The 20,041-nt window shown below is 58.5% G+C and carries 14 protein-coding genes; 6 read left to right on the top strand and 8 right to left on the bottom strand.

What is annotated here, in order from left to right; translation table 11 throughout:
- Window positions 1–51: 51 nt before the first annotated feature.
- Entirely contained in the window at window positions 52–867 is an 816-nt protein-coding gene (locus ETAA8_RS11575; RefSeq protein ID WP_145088171.1) for a hypothetical protein, read from the bottom strand.
- 243 nt (window positions 868–1,110) lie between these two features.
- Between ETAA8_RS11575 and ETAA8_RS11570 the strand changes: the two genes are divergently transcribed.
- Both ETAA8_RS11570 and ETAA8_RS11565 read left to right on the top strand, forming a co-directional pair.
- Window positions 1,111–4,596, top strand: coding sequence for a PSD1 and planctomycete cytochrome C domain-containing protein (locus tag ETAA8_RS11570; RefSeq protein WP_145088170.1), 3,486 nt, complete (start codon window positions 1,111–1,113; stop codon window positions 4,594–4,596).
- A 97-nt stretch (window positions 4,597–4,693) separates the two neighbouring features.
- Window positions 4,694–6,139: a DUF1501 domain-containing protein gene (locus ETAA8_RS11565; RefSeq protein WP_145088169.1), complete on the top strand. Its 1,446-nt coding sequence runs from the start codon at window positions 4,694–4,696 to the stop codon at window positions 6,137–6,139.
- A gap of 64 nt (window positions 6,140–6,203) precedes the next feature.
- Here the strand turns inward: ETAA8_RS11565 and ETAA8_RS11560 are convergent, their stop codons facing one another.
- Both ETAA8_RS11560 and ETAA8_RS11555 read right to left on the bottom strand, forming a co-directional pair.
- The gene (locus ETAA8_RS11560; protein WP_145088168.1) at window positions 6,204–7,001 is read right to left on the bottom strand and encodes an HpcH/HpaI aldolase family protein; all 798 of its coding nucleotides are present in this window, start codon (window positions 6,999–7,001) and stop codon (window positions 6,204–6,206) included.
- Window positions 7,002–7,013: 12 nt separating this feature from the next.
- A complete protein-coding gene (locus ETAA8_RS11555) occupies window positions 7,014–8,843 on the bottom strand; it encodes a hypothetical protein (RefSeq protein ID WP_145088167.1) in 1,830 nt (609 codons plus the stop codon).
- Window positions 8,844–9,038: 195 nt separating this feature from the next.
- On the opposite strand from ETAA8_RS11555, the gene ETAA8_RS11550 reads away from it, so the two are divergent.
- Window positions 9,039–9,866: a YdjY domain-containing protein gene (locus ETAA8_RS11550; protein WP_145088166.1), complete on the top strand. Its 828-nt coding sequence runs from the start codon at window positions 9,039–9,041 to the stop codon at window positions 9,864–9,866.
- Between the two features lie 24 nt (window positions 9,867–9,890).
- Here the strand turns inward: ETAA8_RS11550 and recJ are convergent, their stop codons facing one another.
- The 3 genes from recJ to ETAA8_RS11535 form a co-directional block, all read right to left on the bottom strand.
- Window positions 9,891–11,678, bottom strand: coding sequence for a single-stranded-DNA-specific exonuclease RecJ (gene recJ, locus ETAA8_RS11545; RefSeq protein ID WP_145088165.1), 1,788 nt, complete (start codon window positions 11,676–11,678; stop codon window positions 9,891–9,893).
- A 109-nt stretch (window positions 11,679–11,787) separates the two neighbouring features.
- Window positions 11,788–11,952: a 50S ribosomal protein L33 gene (gene rpmG, locus ETAA8_RS11540; RefSeq protein WP_145088164.1), complete on the bottom strand. Its 165-nt coding sequence runs from the start codon at window positions 11,950–11,952 to the stop codon at window positions 11,788–11,790.
- Window positions 11,953–12,129: 177 nt separating this feature from the next.
- Complete coding sequence (locus tag ETAA8_RS11535) at window positions 12,130–14,142, bottom strand: thioredoxin domain-containing protein (RefSeq protein WP_145088163.1); 2,013 nt, start codon at window positions 14,140–14,142, stop codon at window positions 12,130–12,132.
- 334 nt (window positions 14,143–14,476) lie between these two features.
- On the opposite strand from ETAA8_RS11535, the gene dapF reads away from it, so the two are divergent.
- Genes dapF through xseB form a run of 3 tightly spaced genes read left to right on the top strand, consistent with a single transcriptional unit; the run spans window position 14,477 to window position 16,991 of the window.
- Entirely contained in the window at window positions 14,477–15,316 is an 840-nt protein-coding gene (dapF, locus tag ETAA8_RS11530) for a diaminopimelate epimerase (protein WP_145088162.1), read from the top strand.
- 4 nt (window positions 15,317–15,320) lie between these two features.
- Window positions 15,321–16,670 carry an exodeoxyribonuclease VII large subunit gene (gene xseA / locus ETAA8_RS11525; RefSeq protein WP_238397738.1) on the top strand — a complete coding sequence of 450 codons (1,350 nt, stop codon included), beginning with the start codon at window positions 15,321–15,323 and terminating at the stop codon, window positions 16,668–16,670.
- A gap of 3 nt (window positions 16,671–16,673) precedes the next feature.
- Window positions 16,674–16,991: an exodeoxyribonuclease VII small subunit gene (xseB, locus tag ETAA8_RS11520; protein WP_145088161.1), complete on the top strand. Its 318-nt coding sequence runs from the start codon at window positions 16,674–16,676 to the stop codon at window positions 16,989–16,991.
- Between the two features lie 14 nt (window positions 16,992–17,005).
- On the opposite strand, the gene ETAA8_RS11515 is transcribed toward xseB, so the two are convergent.
- Both ETAA8_RS11515 and ETAA8_RS11510 read right to left on the bottom strand, forming a co-directional pair.
- Window positions 17,006–18,322: a GTP-binding protein gene (locus ETAA8_RS11515; RefSeq protein WP_238397737.1), complete on the bottom strand. Its 1,317-nt coding sequence runs from the start codon at window positions 18,320–18,322 to the stop codon at window positions 17,006–17,008.
- 154 nt (window positions 18,323–18,476) lie between these two features.
- Window positions 18,477–20,033 carry a YcjF family protein gene (locus tag ETAA8_RS11510; protein ID WP_145088159.1) on the bottom strand — a complete coding sequence of 519 codons (1,557 nt, stop codon included), beginning with the start codon at window positions 20,031–20,033 and terminating at the stop codon, window positions 18,477–18,479.
- Between the last annotated feature and the right edge of the window lie 8 nt (window positions 20,034–20,041).

Raw genomic sequence — 20,041 nt, 5'->3', positions numbered from 1 at the left:
CCCCGAGTCAGATGATTGAGGAAGCGATGTGATCGACGAGCGAAAACACCACTACCGGGCCGGGGCACGCTGAGTCGCAGCTTGATTGTTCCCTTGCGTGGGCTGTTGCTGGCCGGGTTGTTGATGGTGCTTGCAGTTCGGGTCGTCGCAGCACTTACCGGCTTCGGCGAGGGCAGCGGCAATGGTGGCCTTGGGCGTGTTCGCGGCGAACTTACCGACCAATACTCCTGGAGGTGCAAGCAGCGACAGGTGAGTTCCCGGCGTCCGCGGATCGACTTCCATTTCCGCCACAAACCTGGCTTCAGCGGGATCAGCAGCATTCATGCTCAGCGACACCATCCGCGCGCTGAAGTGGGGATCGCTCTGGAACTCACGTAGCGAAGCTGGCACAACCGGGTTGCCCGAACCATGCACGGTCACAAACGCCAACTTATTGTCCTGCAGTGCCCGCATCACCTGCATCATTGTCGGCGTGACAATCGCGTTGGCGACATGCTGTGCTTGAAGCTGCTGCGCAAAGATTCCCGTCATCGCGCCATTCGGAGCAATGGCGACGCACATCGGCATGGGCGCGCGGGCCACATCGTACTTGGCGACCAAAGCCTGCTCACTCGGATCGGCCACCTGCACAAACGTCAACACGGCCACATTCGCATACTTGGCCAACGATTGTTGGAGGGTCGTGTTCATCGTCGACGTGGCCGGATCATTTTGCTTATAGAACAGGACGAACGTGTACTTGCCCTGTTGCGCGGCCTGGCTCATTGCCGCCTGAGCCTTGCTGGCTGCTGGCTGGGCAGATGCAGACGGAATTGCGACGGCTGCTGCGACAATCAACAAGAGGGCAGCGCGGTTGCTCAGCGACATGGTATTCAATCCTTGAATTCTGGTGAGTAGCTGCAATCAAAAAAGCGCGCCTGCCTACGAACATCCGGAATGATCGGCACAATTGGCCACCGCCCTGCAGTGAATCGCTAACGATCGCGGGATCAAACTGTGCTAGCGCGTCACTGCTCGCTGGCTTTCCAATGCTTTCCTCCCCCACTGTTGCGTGGCTAGAATGCAATCCTGACGCTACCCTCCGCGTTCCCGCCCATGGATTCACTCCGCATGCAGCGCACTTGCCGGCTACCGTTGTTCGTCTTGGTCGCATTGCTTCTCAGCCTGACGATTGAGGGCCTGGCCTCAGCCGCCGATCCCGAACCTGCCGCGCTTGAATTCTTTGAGAAGAAGGTCAGGCCCGTGCTGATCAACCGCTGTTACGAATGCCATAGCAGTAAGAACAAAGAGCCCAAAGGTGGACTGCGGGCCGATTCGCTCGCGGCACTTCTCAAAGGGGGCGAGACCGGTCCCGGTGTGGTTCCAGGCAAAACAAAAGAGAGCCTGATTATCGATGCCGTGAACTACGGCGAACTCTATCAAATGCCGCCCAAGGGTAAGTTGCCAGCCGACGAGATCGACGTACTGACGAAGTGGGTCGAAATGGGCGCGCCGTGGCCTGCGGAAAAAGACCCCAGCGAAGGGCTGACCAAGGACTTCGATCTCGCCCGTCGCAAAGCTGAGCACTGGTGCTGGCAGCCGCTCAAGCAGCCCGCACTTCCTGCAGTAAAGAATGAAGCGTGGGTCAAGCAGCCCAGCGATCGCTTCATTCTGACCAAGCTGGAAACCGCGGGCCTCTCCCCTGCCCCGCCGGCCGACAAGCGCACCCTCATCCGCCGCGTCTACTTCGATTTGATCGGCCTCCCTCCCACACCGGAAGAAGTCGCCCAATTCCTGAAAGATGATTCACCCACAGCGCTCGAAAAAGTAGTCGACCGCTTATTGCAGTCGCCTCATTTCGGCGAACGCTGGGGACGCCATTGGCTCGACCTGATGCGGTACGCCGAATCGCGCGGGCATGAATTCGATTACACCATTCCGGGAGCCTGGCAGTATCGCGACTACGTCATTCGCGCAATCAACGCCGACGTTCCCTACGACCAGTTCATGACAGAGCACATCGCGGGCGACCTGATGCGCACGCCTCGTCAGAATCCCGAGAAGAAGTTCAACGAGTCGATTCTCGGCACCGGCTTCTGGTTTCTCGGCGAATGGATTCACTCTCCCGTCGACATTCGCAAGGATGAAACCGACCGCTTCGATAACATGGTCGACGTCTTCAGCAAGAGCTTTCTCGGTTTGACTGTCACCTGTGCCCGTTGTCACGATCATAAGTTCGATGCCATTTCGCAAAAGGATTATTACGCCCTGTTTGGCTACCTGCAAAGTAGTGGACATCGGCTGGTTCGATTCGAAACGCAATTGGCAGAAGAACACCTCGCGCGCGAACTGGCTGACTTAGAAAACACTTGGCGACCGAAAATTGCCGCCGCGATTGCCGGAGAAAATGCAGCAGGAGCAGGAGAACTGGCCAAGTACCTGCTCGCTGCCCGAGAAGCCATTCAGTCGGGCAACGATGCTGCGGCAATTGCCAAGTCTCAGCAACTTTCTGCGATACGTTTGCAGGCCTGGCTTGCGCAATTGGCCGAAGCCCAAAAGAATCCAGCGGATCCTTTGCATTTTTGGGCGCTGATTGCCCACGATGCCAAAGCTGCCGAGCCCACGCGACTCGCCGAGCTAGTCGCCAAATTGAAAGAAGCACCAGAAGCGGCTACCTATCAAGGTGAGTGGATTGTCGACTACTCCAAGTTGCCCGCTAACGAATGGTTCAGCAATGGCGTCACGTTTGGTTTGGCTCCCGTCACCACCGGCACTCTGTTGCTTGGCGATGGCAAGCTAAGCGTAGCCCAATACGGTGCAGCGCAGCGCGATGCCATTTGGAACAAGCTGGTAATTGATGGCGAAGCCGAAGCCGGGAAACTTGCCTATCCGCGTGCTGGCCGCACCATTCGTACGAAGACCTTCGTGCTGAAAGACGGCCCCGTGCATTATCTCGTGAAAGGAGCCGGACACGTTTACGCAGCTGTCGATTCACACGCGATGCTCAACGGCCCCTTGCACGGGCAACTCATCAAGGAAACGGGCGGCAACGGCGAGACCGCGCCGCGCTGGATTACGCAGGATCTGAAGGGCTACATCGGTCACAACGCGCACCTGGAGTTCACTCCTAAGGGGGAAGAAGACTTGCAAGTGCTCGCTGTGGCTCAAGGTGCAACAGCCCCTCCCCTGCCCTACCCTTTGAATCGTGTCTCGCAGTTTGCCAAGTTGCTCACAGCCAATGAATCGAAGGACTTGAGCAGCCTCGCTGCTGCGTACGAGCAGCGTTTTGTCTCATCCAGCAAGTCGTTGTTGGCTGCGCACGTTGACCCACAACTCGATGTTGCGATTCAGGCTCAGCTCTTGAATCTGCTAGTCGCACAGCCTGCACTCTGGTCCGAACCGACCACTGGCGGGCAATCGGCTGAGGCGGAATTGCTCGGCAAAACGTCTTCCAAGCAACTCCAGGCCGAGTATCAAGCCGCGAAGCAAAAGCTGGTCGCCGCTGGCCCGCTCAAATCGCAGGTTGCCTTGGCGATGTGGGACGGCAGCAGCGTCGATGAGCACTTGCTAATCCGCGGCAACAGCAGCCAGAAAACGACCGGCCCGCTCGTGCAACGCCGCTTGCTGGAAGCCATCGAAGCCGATCTCGCCGCTGGCAAGACTGTTCCCACAAGCACGCTGAGCACGACTGCAGCCACGCCGGAACCAACCGGCAGTGGACGATTGAAACTCGCAGAAAAGCTGACGAATCCGCGGAATCCTTTTCCGTCGCGCGTGATGGTCAATCGGATCTGGCATCACCTCTTCGGGCGCGGCATTGTGCCGAGCGTCGATAACTTCGGCGTGCTCGGACAAGCCCCGACTCACCCCGAACTGCTCGATCATTTGGCGCTCGAGTTCATTGCCGATGGCTGGTCGGTGAAGCGAGCCATTCGTCGGTTGATGCTCAGCAATGTCTATCAAATGGCCAGCGGAGGTTCGGCGCTGGACCGCTCGCAACTGGCAATCGGAGAACAACGCGATCCGCAGAATCTCCTCTTTCACAAAGCCCAGCTTCGTCGGCTGGAAGGCGAAGTGATTCGCGATTCGATCCTCCATTTGTCGGGTCGTCTCGACTCAAAACAATTCGGGCCGAGCGTCCCTGTCCATCTCACGGCGTTCATGCAAGGTCGTGGCCGCCCTGGCAGCGGCCCGCTCGATGGCGACGGTCGTCGCAGCATTTACCTGGGCATTCGCCGGAACTTTCTCTCGTCAATGATGCTCGCATTCGATGTTCCGAATCCGGCCAGCACTATTGGCAAACGCAACGTCAGCAATGTTCCTGCGCAGGCACTCATTCTCATGAACGACCCGTTGGTCTCAGAACAAGCCAAGCTCTGGGCCAAACGATCGTTGATCACCAAAGACATTGCGCCCGCTACTCGCATCGAGCGGTTGTATGAGGAGGCCTTCAGCCGACCGGCGACTAGCGATGAAATTGCCGCAGCGAATGAGTTTCTCAAGACCCAAGGAACCGAATACGGTGTAGCTGCTGACTCGCTTAGTACCGACGAACGAATTTGGGCCGACCTGTGCCATGTGCTCATGAATAGTAAAGAGTTTGTGTTTATCCGGTGAAGTCCTCCAGCATTATCCCTACTCCCTCTCCTCGGTACTCCGGGGAGAGGGAACTAGATCAAAGCAACACCAAACAACTCCTTCAAAGATCGCTTCCATGTATCCTTGTCAACGCGTTCGTTCCACCTGTCATTCCCGGCGCGACTTCCTGCAGCAGTCGGCAGCGGGGTTCGGCGCGTTTGCCATGTCGGCGCTTTTAGCCGGCGGCGAGTTGCCCAGCGCGCTAGCTGCCGAGGCTGCCAAAGACCTGGGGCCCTTTGCGCCGCGGCAGACGCACTTTGCAGGCAAGGCAAAGAGCGTCATTTATCTGTACATGGATGGCGGACCAAGCCAGGTTGATACGTTCGACCCCAAGCCACGTTTGACGGCCGAAGACGGCCAGCCGTTCGGCTTGAAGATGGAGCCGACGCAGTTCAACAACAACGGGGCCACACTCGGCAGCCCCTGGAAGTTCAACAATTACGGCGAGTCGGGCCTGCCCGTCAGCGATTTGTTTCCGAATGTGGGCCAACATGCCGATAAGCTTGCAGTCATTCACTCAATGACGAGCGAGTTTCCCGAGCACACGTCGGCCAACTACTTTCTGCACACCGGTACGGGCGTGCAAGGCCGGCCGAGCATGGGTGCCTGGTTCAACTATGGCCTCGGCAGCGAGTGCCGCGATCTGCCCGGCTTCGTCGTCATTAACGGCGGGCTAATTCCTCCTGGCGGCCTCGATAACTTTAATAGCGGCTTCTTACCGGCCACCTATCAGGGTTCGATCTTCGCCGCCCAGCAGCCGCCGGTTTCGAACATCCAACGTCTCGAAGCAACCGACACCTTGCAAAAGAACAAGCTCGCACTGCTGAAGCGACTCGATGAGCAACTGCTGGCCCGCGAAGGTCGTGCCGACGCGCTAGAGTCGGCCATCGCCAACTACGAACTTGCTTATCGCATGCAAACCGTTGTGCCGGAGTTGATGGACCTGAAGGACGAGACTGTTGCAACCCAAAGCATGTACGGGCTCGATGCCAAATATGCACCGACCCAAACTTTCGGTCGGCAATGCCTGCTCGCGCGCCGGCTGGTCGAAAAAGGGGTGCGGTTCATCGAACTCACCTGCCCGGGTCTCGGTCACGATCGCTGGGATCAGCATGCCAACCTGGTTAAGGGGCACGAAGACAACAGCCGGTGCGTCGATCAGCCCATCGCGGCGTTATTAACCGATCTCGCCCAGCGTGGACTGCTCGAAAGCACGCTTGTCGTCTGGTCCGGCGAGTTCGGCCGCACACCATTCGCTCAAGGCAAGAACGGTCGCGACCACAATCCGTTCGGCTTCAGCCTGTGGATGGCTGGCGGCGGCATCAAGGGTGGCACCACGTACGGTGCGACCGATGAGTACGGCTACAAAGCAGTCGAAAACGTCTGCGAGATCCACGACCTGCATGCGACGATGTTCCACTTGCTCGGCATGGATCACACCCGGGTCACCTTCCGCTTCGCCGGTCGCGATATGCGACTCACCGACGTGAAGGGACACGTGCTGAAGGATATTATCGCCTGATGTTTCGTAACTCAGTCAATCCATGACGGAGAAAGATGCGAGTCAGGGAACGACTCGCCTACGATTAATACCGCGCCAGATCCTTCTTGCCCTGATTCGGATGCAACTTGGTGATGGTCTCTTCGGCCTTGAGGGTCATCATGCGGAGGTCGCTGCCGACGGCGAGGAACTGCATTCCTTGCTGAGCCCGTTGCAGGGCGGAGTCGGGATCCATGGCGTGAATGCCGGTGGCGCACTTGGTCTTCTTGCCGACGCGAATCACCTCCTGAATCGCCGCCTCGTGCTCTTCAGCCGTGGGGAAGGTGCCGTCGGGCGCGCGCATCTGAAAGCGCAGATCGTTGGGGCCGATGAAAATGGCATCGACGCCAGGCAAGCTGTAAATCGCTTCGGCATTCTTCACACCCTGCGGACTTTCGGTTTGCAGCACCACCAGGATGTTGTCGTTGGCCTGGGCATAATAGTCGCCGGCGGTCGCTCCGAAGTTCATCGAGTGCATGCCGCCACCGACGCTGCGGTTGCCAACGGGCGGATAGTAAGCGGCGGCAATCGCCAGTTTGGCTTGTTCAACCGTATCGACCATTGGCACCACAATGCCCCACGCGCCGGCATCGAGCACGCGTTTGATCAGGTGATGATTCCCTTCGGGAACGCGCGCCAACGGCACGCAGCCGGCATCGGCCACGGCGGCGAAGATCATCGCAGCTTGCGACCAGTCGACGGCCGAGTGCTCGATATCGAGCGTGAGCCAATCGAAGCCCATGCGGGCGAGGACGCGGGTCGCGTACAAATCGCCAAGCGACAACCAGGTGCCGTAACTTACTTCGCCGCGACGGAGTTTTTCTTTGACGGTGTTCTTGCGCATGATTGGATTCCGCTATTGAACTTCTAAGATGTCTTGCGTCTCGCCGTTCGGGAGAAAACGGCAACAGACGAAATCGGTTGCAAAATTCTTGCCGAGCACGGTGCGATTGCCACGCCAGGCCAGCGAGCGATACAGCAGCCACTGCGTGAAATTGACTTGCACGCGATAGCCGACGGCGACATCGCGTGGCTGCACAAGGAGCGACTCGCCGATGGTGAGTTGTCGCCAGGTCGCCGGATTTTTAAATCGCGTGGGGCTTAAATCGAGCCACAGCGGGGCGAACAGGTTGCGTGCATTGGTCCGCAAGGAGTGTCGCAGGCAATTGTCGTGGCTGGTCAAGTCTCCGGCCATCGGCTGCGCACGCCATTCGGGCATTGCCAGCGGCATGACGAGCGCAAGTGGCTTTTTATTGCAGACCAGATGACCTTCGCGCGACTCTTGTTGCGGCACGAACGAAACCGGCTTGGCCAAGGGAACGCTACACGAATACTCAAGCCGCGGCGGCGGTACCGAAGTATCGAGCGCATTCGCAGGTGTGAGTTTGTTCTGTTCGTTCAACAGGCTATCGGCCATGAGCAGGCATTCGTCTTGCCGCACGAGCAACAAGTGCCGCTGCATCAACCACCCACCACTCAGTTTTTGTTCAATTTCAAGGTAGTCGCAGTCTTTGTCGGTATGCCAACAAACTTCCGTCCAAGGGCCAATGGGATTCGCAGCGCGGCCATCAATCTGCACCTTTGCTGACCACTCGCCATGCAGCAGAGACTGGTTGCCACTCGATAGATCAAGCCAAACTTGCTCGCGTGCGAAATCCGCCGTTACTTGCAATTGCGGCGCGGCCCAGCGGTTACGAAGCACGGCCAGCGATGCTTGCGGCGAATAGAGCGGCGCAGCGGGCATCCCCTTCACAGGCTTGGGCTCAGTTTTATGCTTGCCGAAGGCGAGTTCCGCAATCGGCGGCGTGGATTTGGTGGCCAAGACGGCAGCAGTGAGAAACTCTCGATCGCAGGCCAGGCCCGCAGCCTGTAGCAGGACGAAACTGCCATCGGGGCGCGAAAGTCTGAGCGCGTGACGGGCCATCCGCTCGAGTCGTTCGCGGGCCGCCTCGGAAAATTGTGTTTCGGTGCTGCGGAGCAGTTCGTGCGATCGAACAAGCGACGCGAGCCAAGGGCGGAGCAGTTCTCGCACGTTTGCTTTTGGCAATGCGAATGGATCGAACCAGGCAACTGCCAGTTTTGCTTCCACACTGAGCGCGCTCTTGCGTAAAGCAGCAGCCAACTTGGCATCGGGCGAGATGAGAGCCAGGACCAGTGGCAATTCGCAACCGAGTATCAACTGATTCAAGGCTGCGTCTGCCGATTCATTCCCCGGCGCAGCTTCAGTGACTGCGAGCAAGGCAGTCAACAGACGAGCAGTCAAATCGCTCTTATCGACTTTCGCAATGGCTGGCAGCAGATAGCCGAGTGCCAACTTATTCAGTGCCGTAGTGAAGTCCGCCAGGTCCGATCCCATCTGAGCCAGGATCGTGTTCCTATCCGCCAGCAGGTCGCTCTTGACTCGCTGTGTACGGACGGCCTGTGGCAGCTTTTCTTGCCCGGCTAGTAATCCCGTGGGAATTCCCCATAGCAACGGCGAAGTCTTGCCGCCAACCAGGCGCGCTAGAGGTGAAAATGGTGCAGCCTCGCGGCAGGCGGCAACCCATGCGGTTTCGTCGATTCGCCGCATTGGTTTCGGTGCTCGCGGTGCTGGGCGGGTGGCTTCCGCCCGCTCGCTGGCCCGCGATGTGGGAGCGAAATCGGACGACGAACGACCGGCCACATCCCGATAGGTTGAATCGTCCATTCTCAGAGCGCACGCCGTAGGTGTATAATTCGTTTGCCCATGCAGGCGAGGCTGTTTTAGCAACTCGCATGGCCATTGCCTATCCGGCACTGCTATCCTGCAAGTTACAAGCAGTATCCGACGTGTCCCTTAGCATCGACGACGCCAGCGTCGATTTGTGTTTCGATCCTTCAGCCTTTTCTCGGAGTTCCTCTCGTGAAACTAGTTCGCACTGGCAGTTGGCCGGCCAAATTCCCCTTCGCGATCATCCTCCTGGCTGCTGGCGTCACCTTCGGTACCGCATTGTGGTCCTTGCCCAGCATTGGGCAAGAAACCGAAAAACCGACTGAAACCAAGCCGGAATTGCCAGCCATCGAAAAGACTCCCGACGGCATGGTCAAGCTGTCGAAAAAACACGACGTCTGGCTCGATACCAAGCGCAAGGCCATTGTCGTTGATGGCAAAATCTGCCTGCGCGAAGGTCAGTTGGAAATGTTCGCCTGCCCCAAGGGAACAAAAGAGCATGAATCGATCGTCGCCCTCAATTGCCTGCCCGAAGAAGTGCATGCCGGGCTATTGGCCCTGGGTGCCAAGCAAGGGACGACAGTCAAGTTCGATCCGGAATACAAATCGGCCACGGGCGAAATCGTCGACATCTATGTGATGTGGAAAGAACCCGATGGTACCGCCAAGGAAGTGCGAGCCCAGGAACTCATTAAGCACGCCAAGACTGGCAAGGCGATGGCTTACGATTGGGTCTTTGCGGGGAGCGGTTTTTACAAAGACCCGGAGAATAATCGCCTGCATTATCAGGCCAACGGCGGCGACTTCATCTGCGTTTCCAACTTCCCAACTGCCACGCTTGATCTGCCAGTCGAAAGCACGCAGGCCAACGGAGGGCTGTTGTTTCATGCCTTCACCGAGAACATTCCCGCCAAGGGGACAGCTGTTCGCGTGGTGCTCGTGCCCCGACTGAAGAAGGCGGAAGATAATCCCAACGAAAAGAAGGCCGAGAAACCGGCGGCTGAAGCACCGGCGAAGTAACGCGCCTGTGCTTTGCCTTGCCAATTACACTGCAGCAATCGAACTGGCTGCAGTCGCGGGCTTCGATAGTTCCGAAACTCGCCAGTCGACGAGTTGAATCTCTACTTTCGCCATACCACGGAACTCATTAATCACAGGCTTATAGGCAACGTCCAGCGGGCCATTGGCTGCTGTGATTGCTTCGGCATCATCGCCGAAGCCAAACGCCACGCACCGCATCGGCGTTCGCAGGTGCGAAAGCTTGAGCGATAGGTGACGTTCGCCACCGCCGATTCGTTTCGGTGGTTCCATCAGTGTTACCCCACTCGCGCACAAAACGGGGCGCGGGTTACCCATGCCGAACGGCGCGAGCGATTCGATCTGACGGACAACTTCCGCCGTCAGTTGGCAAAAGGGGCCTTCTCCATCAATCCGCAATTCACTCCCTTGTGCTCCCACCGCGCCAGCTTCTGCCGCGGCGTAGTCGAGAAAAGCGTTGCGGAATGCAGCAATATTCGCCTCTTCGATCCGCAGACCAGCGGCCGCTGCGTGTCCACCGTGCCCGAGCAAGTGCTCGCTACAGGCATTTAGAGCCTGATGCAAGTTCAGCCGTCCTGGCGACCGCGCAGAGCCAACACCATGCTGAGAGCCCGTGGTATCGAGCGCGATGAGAACCACCGGAACTTGATATTTCTCGGCCAACCGACCAGCAACCAGACCGATCACTCCTGCATGCCAGCCCTTGCCTGCGAGCACCAGCGCGCCGTCGTTTTCCGGGTCGAACTCATCCTTCACCTGCTTGGCAGCAGCCAGTTGAATACTCCGCTCGATGCTTTCGCGGCTGTTGTTCAGTTCGTGAATGTATTCGGCCAGTTGCTGCGCTCGGGTGGGATTGTCGGTGGTCAGCAGTTCGACGGCCAACTTCGCCTGCCCAAAGCGGCCCGCCGCGTTCAATCGCGGGGCAATCGCAAAGGCGATGTCTTCGCTTGAGAGCGCGGTTTTATCGGTCAACTTGCAGACCTGCATCAGCGCCTGGAGACCAATCGAAGGCTGAAACTTCAAACTGGTGAGTCCGTGCCGGACGAGGATGCGATTCTCGTCGATGAGCGGAACCATATCTGCCACCGTTCCAATGGCAGCCAGGCCAACCGCGGAGAGCAGGAAGTTGCGCAGATTTTCGGAAACTCGCTTGGCTCCGCTGGCCCGCTGACAAATAGCCCAGGCCAACTTGAGTGCCACCCCTGCCCCGCACAGGCCGCCAAAGGGATAGTTCGTTCCCGGCAACCTTGGATGCACGACAGCCGCCGCATTCGGCAAACTGTCGGCCAGTTCATGGTGATCGGTAATAATCAGTTCGATGCCGAGCTTTCGAGCAGTTTCGGCTTCCTCGACGCTAGTAATCCCGCAGTCGACCGAGACGACCATGTTCGCGCCCCGCTCGGCGAGCGTCTTGAGCGCTTCGTGATTCAGCCCATAGCCTTCCGACAGACGATCGGGGACGTAATACAAACAATCAGCGCCGAGCAACTTGAGGCACGTCAGCAGCAGGCTGGAGCCTGTCATGCCATCGGCGTCGTAATCGCCATAAATGACGATCTTGCGCTTGGCCTGGATGGCGGCGTGAATGAGATCCGCAGCTGCGGCGGCACCCGGCAGCAGGTCGGGCTCGCGGAGGCCAGACAGCTTGGCTTCGAGGAACGACCTTGCCGTAGCAGGATCGTAAACGCCGCGGCTGAGCAGGAGCTGCGCGACGATGCTGGGAACGCCAGCGGCTTGTTCAAGCTGGGCGACTCTTCCCGCATCCAAGGGGCTGATTCGCCAGCGCTTGCGCATGACAGCTTCCGTACTGAAAATAAATCCCTGAAGCATGCCCGGCAGGCAGCCGGGCAACTGACAATCCAGCCAAGCCTAGGCCAGCTGAAGGTCGGCGGCAAGAGCCGGCTTACTTCTTCTTTTCGATGTGCAGCGTGTGCTTGCGCAGGCGCGAAGAATACTTTTTGAGCTTCAGCTTTTCGCCACCCGGCTTACGGCGGAGGATGTAGTTGATGTCGCCCGTTTCTTCGCAAACCAGAAAGACGACTTCGGCTTTTTTCTTGCTTTTGGCCATGGTAGGGACTTCCGTCGGATCGATTCAATTCGCCAGCAAATCAGGCGTGCCTGCTGCAGAGAGCACGCACCGCAACTGGGGGCGGCTTTTCAGGGAATCCAAGAGTATAGGCATTCACCCGGCCGAGCGGAATAGGGACCGGGGCGAAACTTCTCAGCGTTTTTCGCTGACGGCAGGTCACTTTGCCGGAGCCTCCGCGCGGGCTGCCAGCAGGGCCGGAATGTTCACCGCCATCCAGGGAGCCGCCGACGGGGCCTGCTCGATTAGACCAGCAGCCGACTGGATCGATTTTTCAGCCAGGATCAGCCAATCGGGCTGGTTCGTCAATTTGGCCAAGGCGATTAGGTTCCCGGCCGCAATCGAATTGCCCGCCGGGTTCGCGCCGTCAATCGGATCCTTACCGCGGGCCAGCAGAGTTTCGTGATCTTTCGACGTGAAGAAGAAACCGCCCCCCCGCGGATCGGCAAACAGTTCGATTTGCTTCGCCGTCAGATCTTTGGCCGCTTGCAGCCAGCGGTCTTCGCCGGTCGCACGATGCAGCGCCAGCAGACCGTAAGTCAGATAGGCGTAGTCATTCAAGTAGGCGTTGAACTTGGCTTCGCCACTGGCGTAACTCCGCTGCAGCCGACCTTCTTTGGTGACGAGCCTGGTCAAGGCAAAATCGGCGGCCTGCTTCGCAGCTTCGATGTACCGCGGCTTCTTTAGCAAGCGCCCGGTGTCCGCCAACCCGGCAATCATCAGCCCGTTGTCGGCAGCTAGAATTTTGATGTCGGTCAGGGGCTTCGCACGCTTATCACGCACGGCCAATAACTTCTGGCGGATCGCAGTCCAGTTTTTGTTTAACTCCTCTTCGCTAATCTTTCGCTCAGTAGCAAGTTCGCTGTTCGGCTGCCCCAGATTGAGCACGTAATAGTGCTCTTCAAAATTCGGATCCTTCTGCAGGGCGAACATCGCTCCCACCAATTCGAATTCTTCAGCCGTCAGCGACTTTTGCAGTTCCTCTTTTGTCCAGCGCTGGAATTTCCCTTCTTCCCCTTCGGACTCGGCGTCGAGGGCTGCGTAAAAGCCCCCTGCGGGCGAAGTCATCTCGCGCAGGACGAAGTCGCAGGTTTCATCCGCCACGCGCGAAAAGTCGGGCCGCTTGAGCAACTCGCCCGCCTCGGCATACACGCTCGCCAGTTGACCATTGTCGTAGAGCATTTTTTCGAAGTGCGGGATCCGCCACATCCGGTCGACACTGTACCGATGAAAGCCGCCCCCCACGTGGTCGTAAATGCCGCCGCGCATCATCCGCTCGAGGGTCAGTGTGAGCATCTCTTTCGAGCGAGCGTCATCCTTCCGCCGAATGTGGTCGAGCAGATAAATGAGATTCGGCGGCTCGGGGAATTTCGGCCTTTGCCAGGTGATTTCGTCGTAACCAAAACCGCCCCACTTGGCGTCGAATTGCTCGGCCAGCGCCGGCTGAACGGCGTCGTACAACTTGATCTCCAGCGGGGCCAGCGAGATCGTCCGCCGCGATTCAAGCTCCGCCTTCACCAGGTCAGTAAGCGACTGTGCATCCTGCTTGATCCGCTCCGGGGTCTTCTCCCACGCCTCGATCACACGCTTTAGAACGGTCAAGAATCCGCTTATCCCTTCGCGGTCACCGTCGCGAGCAGGCAGATAGGTTGCGCCAAAAAAGGGCTGCGTTTCTGGCGTCAGGAAGATGCTCATTGGCCAGCCACCGCCACGCCGGCCCGTGGTGGCCAGACTGTACGTTTGCAGCGCCGTCATATAGATCGAATCGAGATCGGGTCGCTCCTCGCGATCGACCTTGATGCAGACAAAGTGCTTGTTCAGGAGTTGGGCAATCTCGTCGTCGAGAAACGATTCTCGCTCCATAACGTGGCACCAGTGGCAACTCGAATAGCCCACCGAGAGAAAGATCAGCTTCCCTTCTTTTTTCGCCTTCGTCAGTGCCTCCTCGCCCCACGGGTACCAATCGACCGGGTTGTGCGCATGCAGCAGCAGATACGGACTCGTTTCTTTCGCCAGGCGATTAGCCGGCCGCTTCCCTTCCTGGGCGACCGCCGGTGCCGGCTTCGTTTCAGCTGGTTTCGCTTTGGGCTGCTCCGGTTGCTGGGCGAACACCGAGCCAGCAATCGGCAACGTCAGCCCCGCCAAAATCACATACTTCAGGAAGCCAGACATCGTCCCCTCGTTTTCGTTTCATCCGCCTCTTGGCCCGCCAGATAAGGTCGTCAGTATAGAGGAGCGCGATCCCCAACGCCGCTCAAACCCCGATATCATTTTCAACCAACTCGTTCAACTTCGTGCCTCTTATTTGAACACCAAACGCTCGGAAACCCGAGAATTACGCAGTGTCCTGTTCAATTAGTAACCCCTTAATTGAACACCCCCCTTTTGCGGCTGGGGTTTGAAGTGCTCACTTGAAGATCGCTCCACCCTGCCCCGCCATTCTGCCGAATCGCGTCTCGCGATAAACTAAAGAGCTACCCACCAGACAACTGCGGAGATGCGGGACATGCGATTTACGAAGATGCAGGGAATCGGCAACGACTATGTCTACGTGAACTGCTTCCAAGAGCCGTTTCCCCGAGATCCTGCAGAACTGGCCAAGCAGGTGTCCGACCGACACTTCGGCGTCGGCAGCGACGGGCTAATTCTCATCTGCCCCAGCAACCAAGGGGCCGATGCCTGGATGCGAATGTTCAACGCCGATGGCAGCGAATCGGAAATGTGCGGCAATGGCCTCCGCTGCGTAGCCAAATATGTGCATGACCACGGCATTAAGAAGTCGCCGCAACTCCGTTTGCAAACCGGCAACGGCATTCTGACCGTCGACCTGGAAGTGAAGAACGGCAAGGCTGAGCGCGTCCGCGTGAACATGGGCAAGCCGATCCTCGAAGCCGAAAAGATTCCTACCAAGCTCGTCGGCAGTCCACCGGTGAACGTCACGTTGGAAGCGAACGGCCGGCAATTTGAAGTGACCGCTGTTTCGATGGGAAATCCCCACTGCGTGATCTTCGTGCCTGCCGCAACCGACGAACTGGTTCTCGGTTTTGGCCGACACATCGAGACTTCGCCCCTCTTTCCCAAACGCGTGAATGTGGAATTTGTCGAAGTTCTTAGCCGCGGCGAAGTGCGGCAGCGAACCTGGGAACGGGGCTCGGGCGAGACCTTGGCCTGCGGTACAGGGGCGAGCGCTGTTTGCGTAGCCGGTGTTCTTTCGGGACGCACCGACCGGCGAATCGTGAACCACCTGCTCGGCGGCGATCTCGAACTGGAGTGGAACGAGCAAGACGGCTGCGTCTACAAAACAGGGCCTGCAGTCGAAGTTTTTTCGGGCGATTGGCCGGAGTAATATCGTGCCGGTAAAGCGCTGGTTATTTTCGGACGAAGACGACGACGAAACGCCCGGCGTCTCCGTGCCCGCAGCGACCAGTGCCGAGCCAGAACCAGCGCCGACAAAAATAGCAGCGCCCGCGCCGATCGAGATCGAACTTCCGCCCGAGCCCTTGGTGCTGAGCGTTTCGCAGTTGAACGCCGCCATTCAAGGAACGCTGCAAGCTGAGTTCTCGTCGATCAGTGTCAGTGGCGAGATCTCGGAAATCTCGCGGCCTCATTCGGGGCATGTTTATTTCACGCTCAAGGACGACTCGGCCCAGGTGCGCGCGATCCTCTGGCGCACATCGGCTCAGCGCTTGAAGTTTGAGTTGGAAGAAGGGCAGCAAGTCATCTGCCGGGGCGATATCGACGTCTATCCACCCCGCGGCACCTATCAACTCGTCGTCAAACAGATCGAGCCGCAAGGGATCGGCGCGCTGCAGCTCGCGTTTCGCCAACTGCAATTGCGGCTAGCGGCCGAAGGGCTCTTCAACCCGGCACGCAAGCGACAGTTGCCGCGATTTCCGCGGCGGATCGGCTTTGTCACCAGTCCCAGTGGTGCCGCCATTCACGATTTTGTGCAAGTGATTCGCCGCCGCTTCAAAGGGGTGCAACTGCTGGTGATTCCGGCCAAAGTGCAGGGGCAAGGTGCCGCCGCCGAGATTGTTCGTGGCATTCAACTGGCGAATCGCTTGCGCCCATCGCTTGACGTACTGGTGGTTGGTCGGGGTGGTGGCAGTATCGAAGATTTGTGGTGCTTCAACGAAGAACCGGTCGTGCGGGCGATCTTTGCTTCTCGCGTACCGGTCGTTTCGGCCGTCGGTCACGAGATCGATGTCACGCTCGCCGATCTGGTCGCTGATGTGCGGGCCCTCACACCCACGGAAGCGGCCGAGCGAGTCGTGCCCTCGGCAACCGAACTGCGCGAGCAATTGAATGTTGTCGCACGGCGCATGAAGACTTCGCTGGCGACGCAGCTCATTTCGGCCCGCCGGCATTTGCAATTGCTGGCTAGCCGCCGCGTCCTCACGCATCCGCTCGACCGCATTCACGAACGCGCCCGGCGGTTGGACGAACTGTCGAGCAATATGGATCAGGCCATTCGCCGTAAGGTCAAACGCCAACGCGATTCGCTGCTTGCTACGGCAGCCAGACTGGAATCGCTTAGTCCGCTGCAAGTTCTGACGCGCGGCTACAGCGTCACTCAGCGGAGCGACGGCAGCGTCGTGCGCGACGCTGCGCAACTATCGATTGGCGAAACGCTCACCACGCGCCTGCTGCGCGGCGAGGTGGTCAGCAAGGTTGAACGCATTCCCGAGGCAACGGAGTAAGAGATGACCAAGTCCCCCGCCACGCCCGACGCAACCGCCGATCAGCCCGAATCGTTTGAGTCGTCGCTCGCTGCGCTCGAAAAGATTGTGTACGGCCTGGAAGATGGCCAGCAGGGACTCGGCAAGTCCCTGCAACTTTACGAACAGGGAATTCAGCACCTGCAGCGCTGTTATCAATTGCTGGATGCGGCCGAACAGAAGATTGAGCTCCTCACGAGCGTCGATGAGGAAGGCCAGGCCACGACGGAACCGTTCGACTCCACCACTGGCGAACTCGCCGAGAAGACCGGCACGCGCAGCCGCAAACGCGCACAAAAGTAGGCTCAGTAGGCCAACTACTTTTTCGCGTGGCGATTCACGAGCAGCTTTTTGCCGATCTCGGATTTGAACTGCTGCATGATGGAGTCTTTATCGATCGAGTCGATAATGCGCGTGACGACCGTCTTGGGGCCTTCACTCCCCCAACTACTGCCATTTTCGAAATAGTACTTGGCTGCCTTGCCGACGATGTACGTGCCGTACCCAGCTGCAGTGCCTTGCGGCAGCGCGGTCATGAGTGTGCCCCACAACGGCGTAAGCGTCTTGAAGAACCACGTCACTCCATGCGTGGCCGCGACGCTGAGCGTAATTCCGCCCGCTGCCGCACCAATCGCCTTGGCCAATTCTTGCGCGTGCTTGGTCGACATCTGCAAGTTGTAAATCTCGGCGAGGTAAACAATCATCAGCCCATCAAAAGCCAAACCGCCGAGCACGTCGGCGACGGGAATGGGATTAAAGCCAACCGCGACCGCTTTCATGCCCGCGACGCCCCAGATGATCTTTTCGGCCCGCGAGTTCCGCAGTTGCACCCGCAGCGCTGCGACTTTGTCGCTTTGATCGGAAGCATAGAGGGCGGCATTGAGCGCAATGAGCGCCAGACCTTCTTTCTCGAGCAGTTGCAGGATGCGGGCTTTGACTTCGCTCACATCGGCAAGCGGCTTGCGCCATTCGCTCCGCTCGCTGCCATCTGCCGCCTGAATGATGTATTCCTTCTCGCGCGGATCAGCCGAGGCGGTGACAATCTGGTCGGGTGGCAGAATGTCGCGCAGTCGTTCGTTGAGGACTTCGATCAGCCGGCTCCGCTGCTCGCGGCTGTAGAGATCGACCTTGTTGAGGATCAGCAGAATCGGCTTGTGGAAAGTGGTCAGTTCGACGAGGGCGGTGTACTCGGTCTCGTTCAGGTCCGAATCGGTAACGAACAAAATGAGATCGGCTCGCTGGGCAACATCGCGGGCCATTTCGCCCCGCGGCCCGCCACCGACTTCGTTAATGCCGGGCGTATCGATCAGCACGACTTGCGATTCGCCCAGGCCGGGGATCGAGTAGCCTGCGCCATTCCAAGCAACGTGCCAGACTTCTTTCGTCCAACCGCCCCGCACGTCGACTTCCGACACTTTGCTCCCCACCAGTGCGTTGATGAGCGCGCTTTTGCCGGTGCTAATCTCACCGAAAATCACGATTTCGACGCGGCCACTCGTCAATTTCTCGTGCATGGTGCGCAGGCCGGCGAGTTCGCCGCGAAGGCGCGATTTTTCATCTTCGGTGCAGCCCTTGAGTTTCGTCAGCGTCTGCTCGACGGAATTCAGGGCTTCGTTATAGGATTGCGAGGGCAAGTGCTGAATCTTGTTTAAGGTTGAGGTTGAATTACTTAGCCCGACGCGTCAGCGAGGGGAAAACTAGTTGACCGCTGAGTCTTGTTGAACGTCATTTCCTGATAACTTGTCGCAGGCGACTTCTTGTGCAGTTCTTCCTTGCTGACGCGTCGGGCTACTTAGGCGTGTTCATCAGCTTGTCTCGGGCGGTCTGGACGAACTTAATCAACTCGGCGGGAGCGGTAACCCGCCGCCATTCTTGCAAGGCGAGATTAGCGAGTCCCTCTTTGGGTTGCTGCATATCGGCCTGAAAGTAACCGATAAACACGCCGCCGATCCAGCGTGTGACTAGCGCCTGCGTCAGCCCTTGCAACGCACCACCCGCGATGCTTCCCGCGAGCGGAATTGTCTTCAGCAAGCCCGCGATGCCAGCGGCGATGGCCGGGGCAGCTGCATTCACACCGAGAATGGCGACCAGGTTCTTGCCCAGCTGCGCGAGCAGGTTCATGGCGATGCTAGTATCGATGGGCTGGCGATAGACCTTGGCCAGATCGACGACCATCTTGGCAGTGATGCCGCTGCCAATAATGACGTCCAGCACCATCGGGCTGACTGCAGCAGCGCCGCCGGCAGCCCAGGTGTAGGTATCGACAATTTCCCAAGCGCGGGCATCGAGGGCTGCCTTTACTTTCGCCTTGGCATGATCGACCAGCCCGCGCGATTGCAGGAGCAAGTTCGCCAGGAGCAAGTCGCGACCATCGCGCCGCACCATCCGCAGCATCTGCTCGGCCAGCGGACCGATCTCGGGCGGTACGGTAATCATCGACTCAGCTTCGCTGCCATCGGCATGGACGAGCACGCGCGAGCGCTGTGAGGCTTGCGCACGAACGGCCACAATATGATTTGGCTCGACGATTCCGTTCAGTTGTTCGGTAATCTGCCCCATTAACTTGGGCTGGTCATCAGCTGCGTACCAGTCTTGTTTGTTCAGGCAAACAACGACTCGCTTTTCCATGTCGCCCAGTTTTTGCAGCAGGGTGAACTCGCTATCGCGCAGCGGACCATCGACCACGAGCAGCACCAGATCTGCATCACGGGCCGATTCGGCTGCCACAGCCAACCGCTCCGAGCCATCGATTTCGCCCAGGCCGGGAGTATCGACAAGCAGCACCTGATCGTTGCCTGGCCAGGGAACTTGCTGACGTTGCAATGTCGTTCCACCGCGCGGATCGGTCTGAAAGACATCGCGGCCGGCCAGTGCGTTCATCAGCGAACTCTTGCCGCTGGAGATGGTGCCGAAGGCGACGATCTCCAGCCGCTGAGCTTGTTGCTTCTCCTCGACCTTCTCACGCAGGCCGGTAAGTTCTTTTTTCAGTTCTGGTTTGACCCCAGAATCACTCTGCAACTGATCGACTGAGGCCAGATTATCGACCAGCTCCTGCTGTTTTTCAGCCGCCGAGAGTTCGCTGGGATTCTTAGCCCGGCGCTCCGTCTTTTTTCGCTTATCGCGAGTATTCAGCCAGACTCGCCAGATCATGTAGCCACACAGGCCGATTAGAATTGCCGCACCACTGCCGACCAGGGCAAAGTAGAGATACGTGAACGGTGGGCCGAGGTCTTTAATGCGGTCGTATTGGTCGAGCAAGCGCGGCGGAATATAGACCAACAGGGCACCGACGATGGCCAAAGCCACGACCAGGAGCAGTTTGTCGGTAAGAGAGGGAGATTTCATGGCAACTA

It is taken from the genome of Anatilimnocola aggregata (assembly GCF_007747655.1).
Lineage (GTDB): Bacteria > Planctomycetota > Planctomycetia > Pirellulales > Pirellulaceae > Anatilimnocola > Anatilimnocola aggregata.
The sequence above is the reverse complement of the archived record's forward strand: the minus strand, read 5'-3'. Positions and strand labels throughout refer to the sequence as shown.

Bases quoted from the DNA above. Each gene is read 5' to 3' on its own strand.
- ETAA8_RS11575 (WP_145088171.1), bottom strand. From the start codon at position 867: ATGTCGCTGAGCAACCGCGCTGCCCTCTTGTTGATTGTCGCAGCAGCC.
- ETAA8_RS11570 (WP_145088170.1), top strand. From the start codon at position 1,111: ATGCAGCGCACTTGCCGGCTACCGTTGTTCGTCTTGGTCGCATTGCTT.
- ETAA8_RS11565 (WP_145088169.1), top strand. From the start codon at position 4,694: ATGTATCCTTGTCAACGCGTTCGTTCCACCTGTCATTCCCGGCGCGAC.
- ETAA8_RS11560 (WP_145088168.1), bottom strand. From the start codon at position 7,001: ATGCGCAAGAACACCGTCAAAGAAAAACTCCGTCGCGGCGAAGTAAGT.
- ETAA8_RS11555 (WP_145088167.1), bottom strand. From the start codon at position 8,843: ATGGACGATTCAACCTATCGGGATGTGGCCGGTCGTTCGTCGTCCGAT.
- recJ (WP_145088165.1), bottom strand. From the start codon at position 11,678: ATGCGCAAGCGCTGGCGAATCAGCCCCTTGGATGCGGGAAGAGTCGCC.
- rpmG (WP_145088164.1), bottom strand. From the start codon at position 11,952: ATGGCCAAAAGCAAGAAAAAAGCCGAAGTCGTCTTTCTGGTTTGCGAA.
- ETAA8_RS11535 (WP_145088163.1), bottom strand. From the start codon at position 14,142: ATGTCTGGCTTCCTGAAGTATGTGATTTTGGCGGGGCTGACGTTGCCG.
- dapF (WP_145088162.1), top strand. From the start codon at position 14,477: ATGCGATTTACGAAGATGCAGGGAATCGGCAACGACTATGTCTACGTG.
- xseB (WP_145088161.1), top strand. From the start codon at position 16,674: ATGACCAAGTCCCCCGCCACGCCCGACGCAACCGCCGATCAGCCCGAA.
- ETAA8_RS11510 (WP_145088159.1), bottom strand. From the start codon at position 20,033: ATGAAATCTCCCTCTCTTACCGACAAACTGCTCCTGGTCGTGGCTTTG.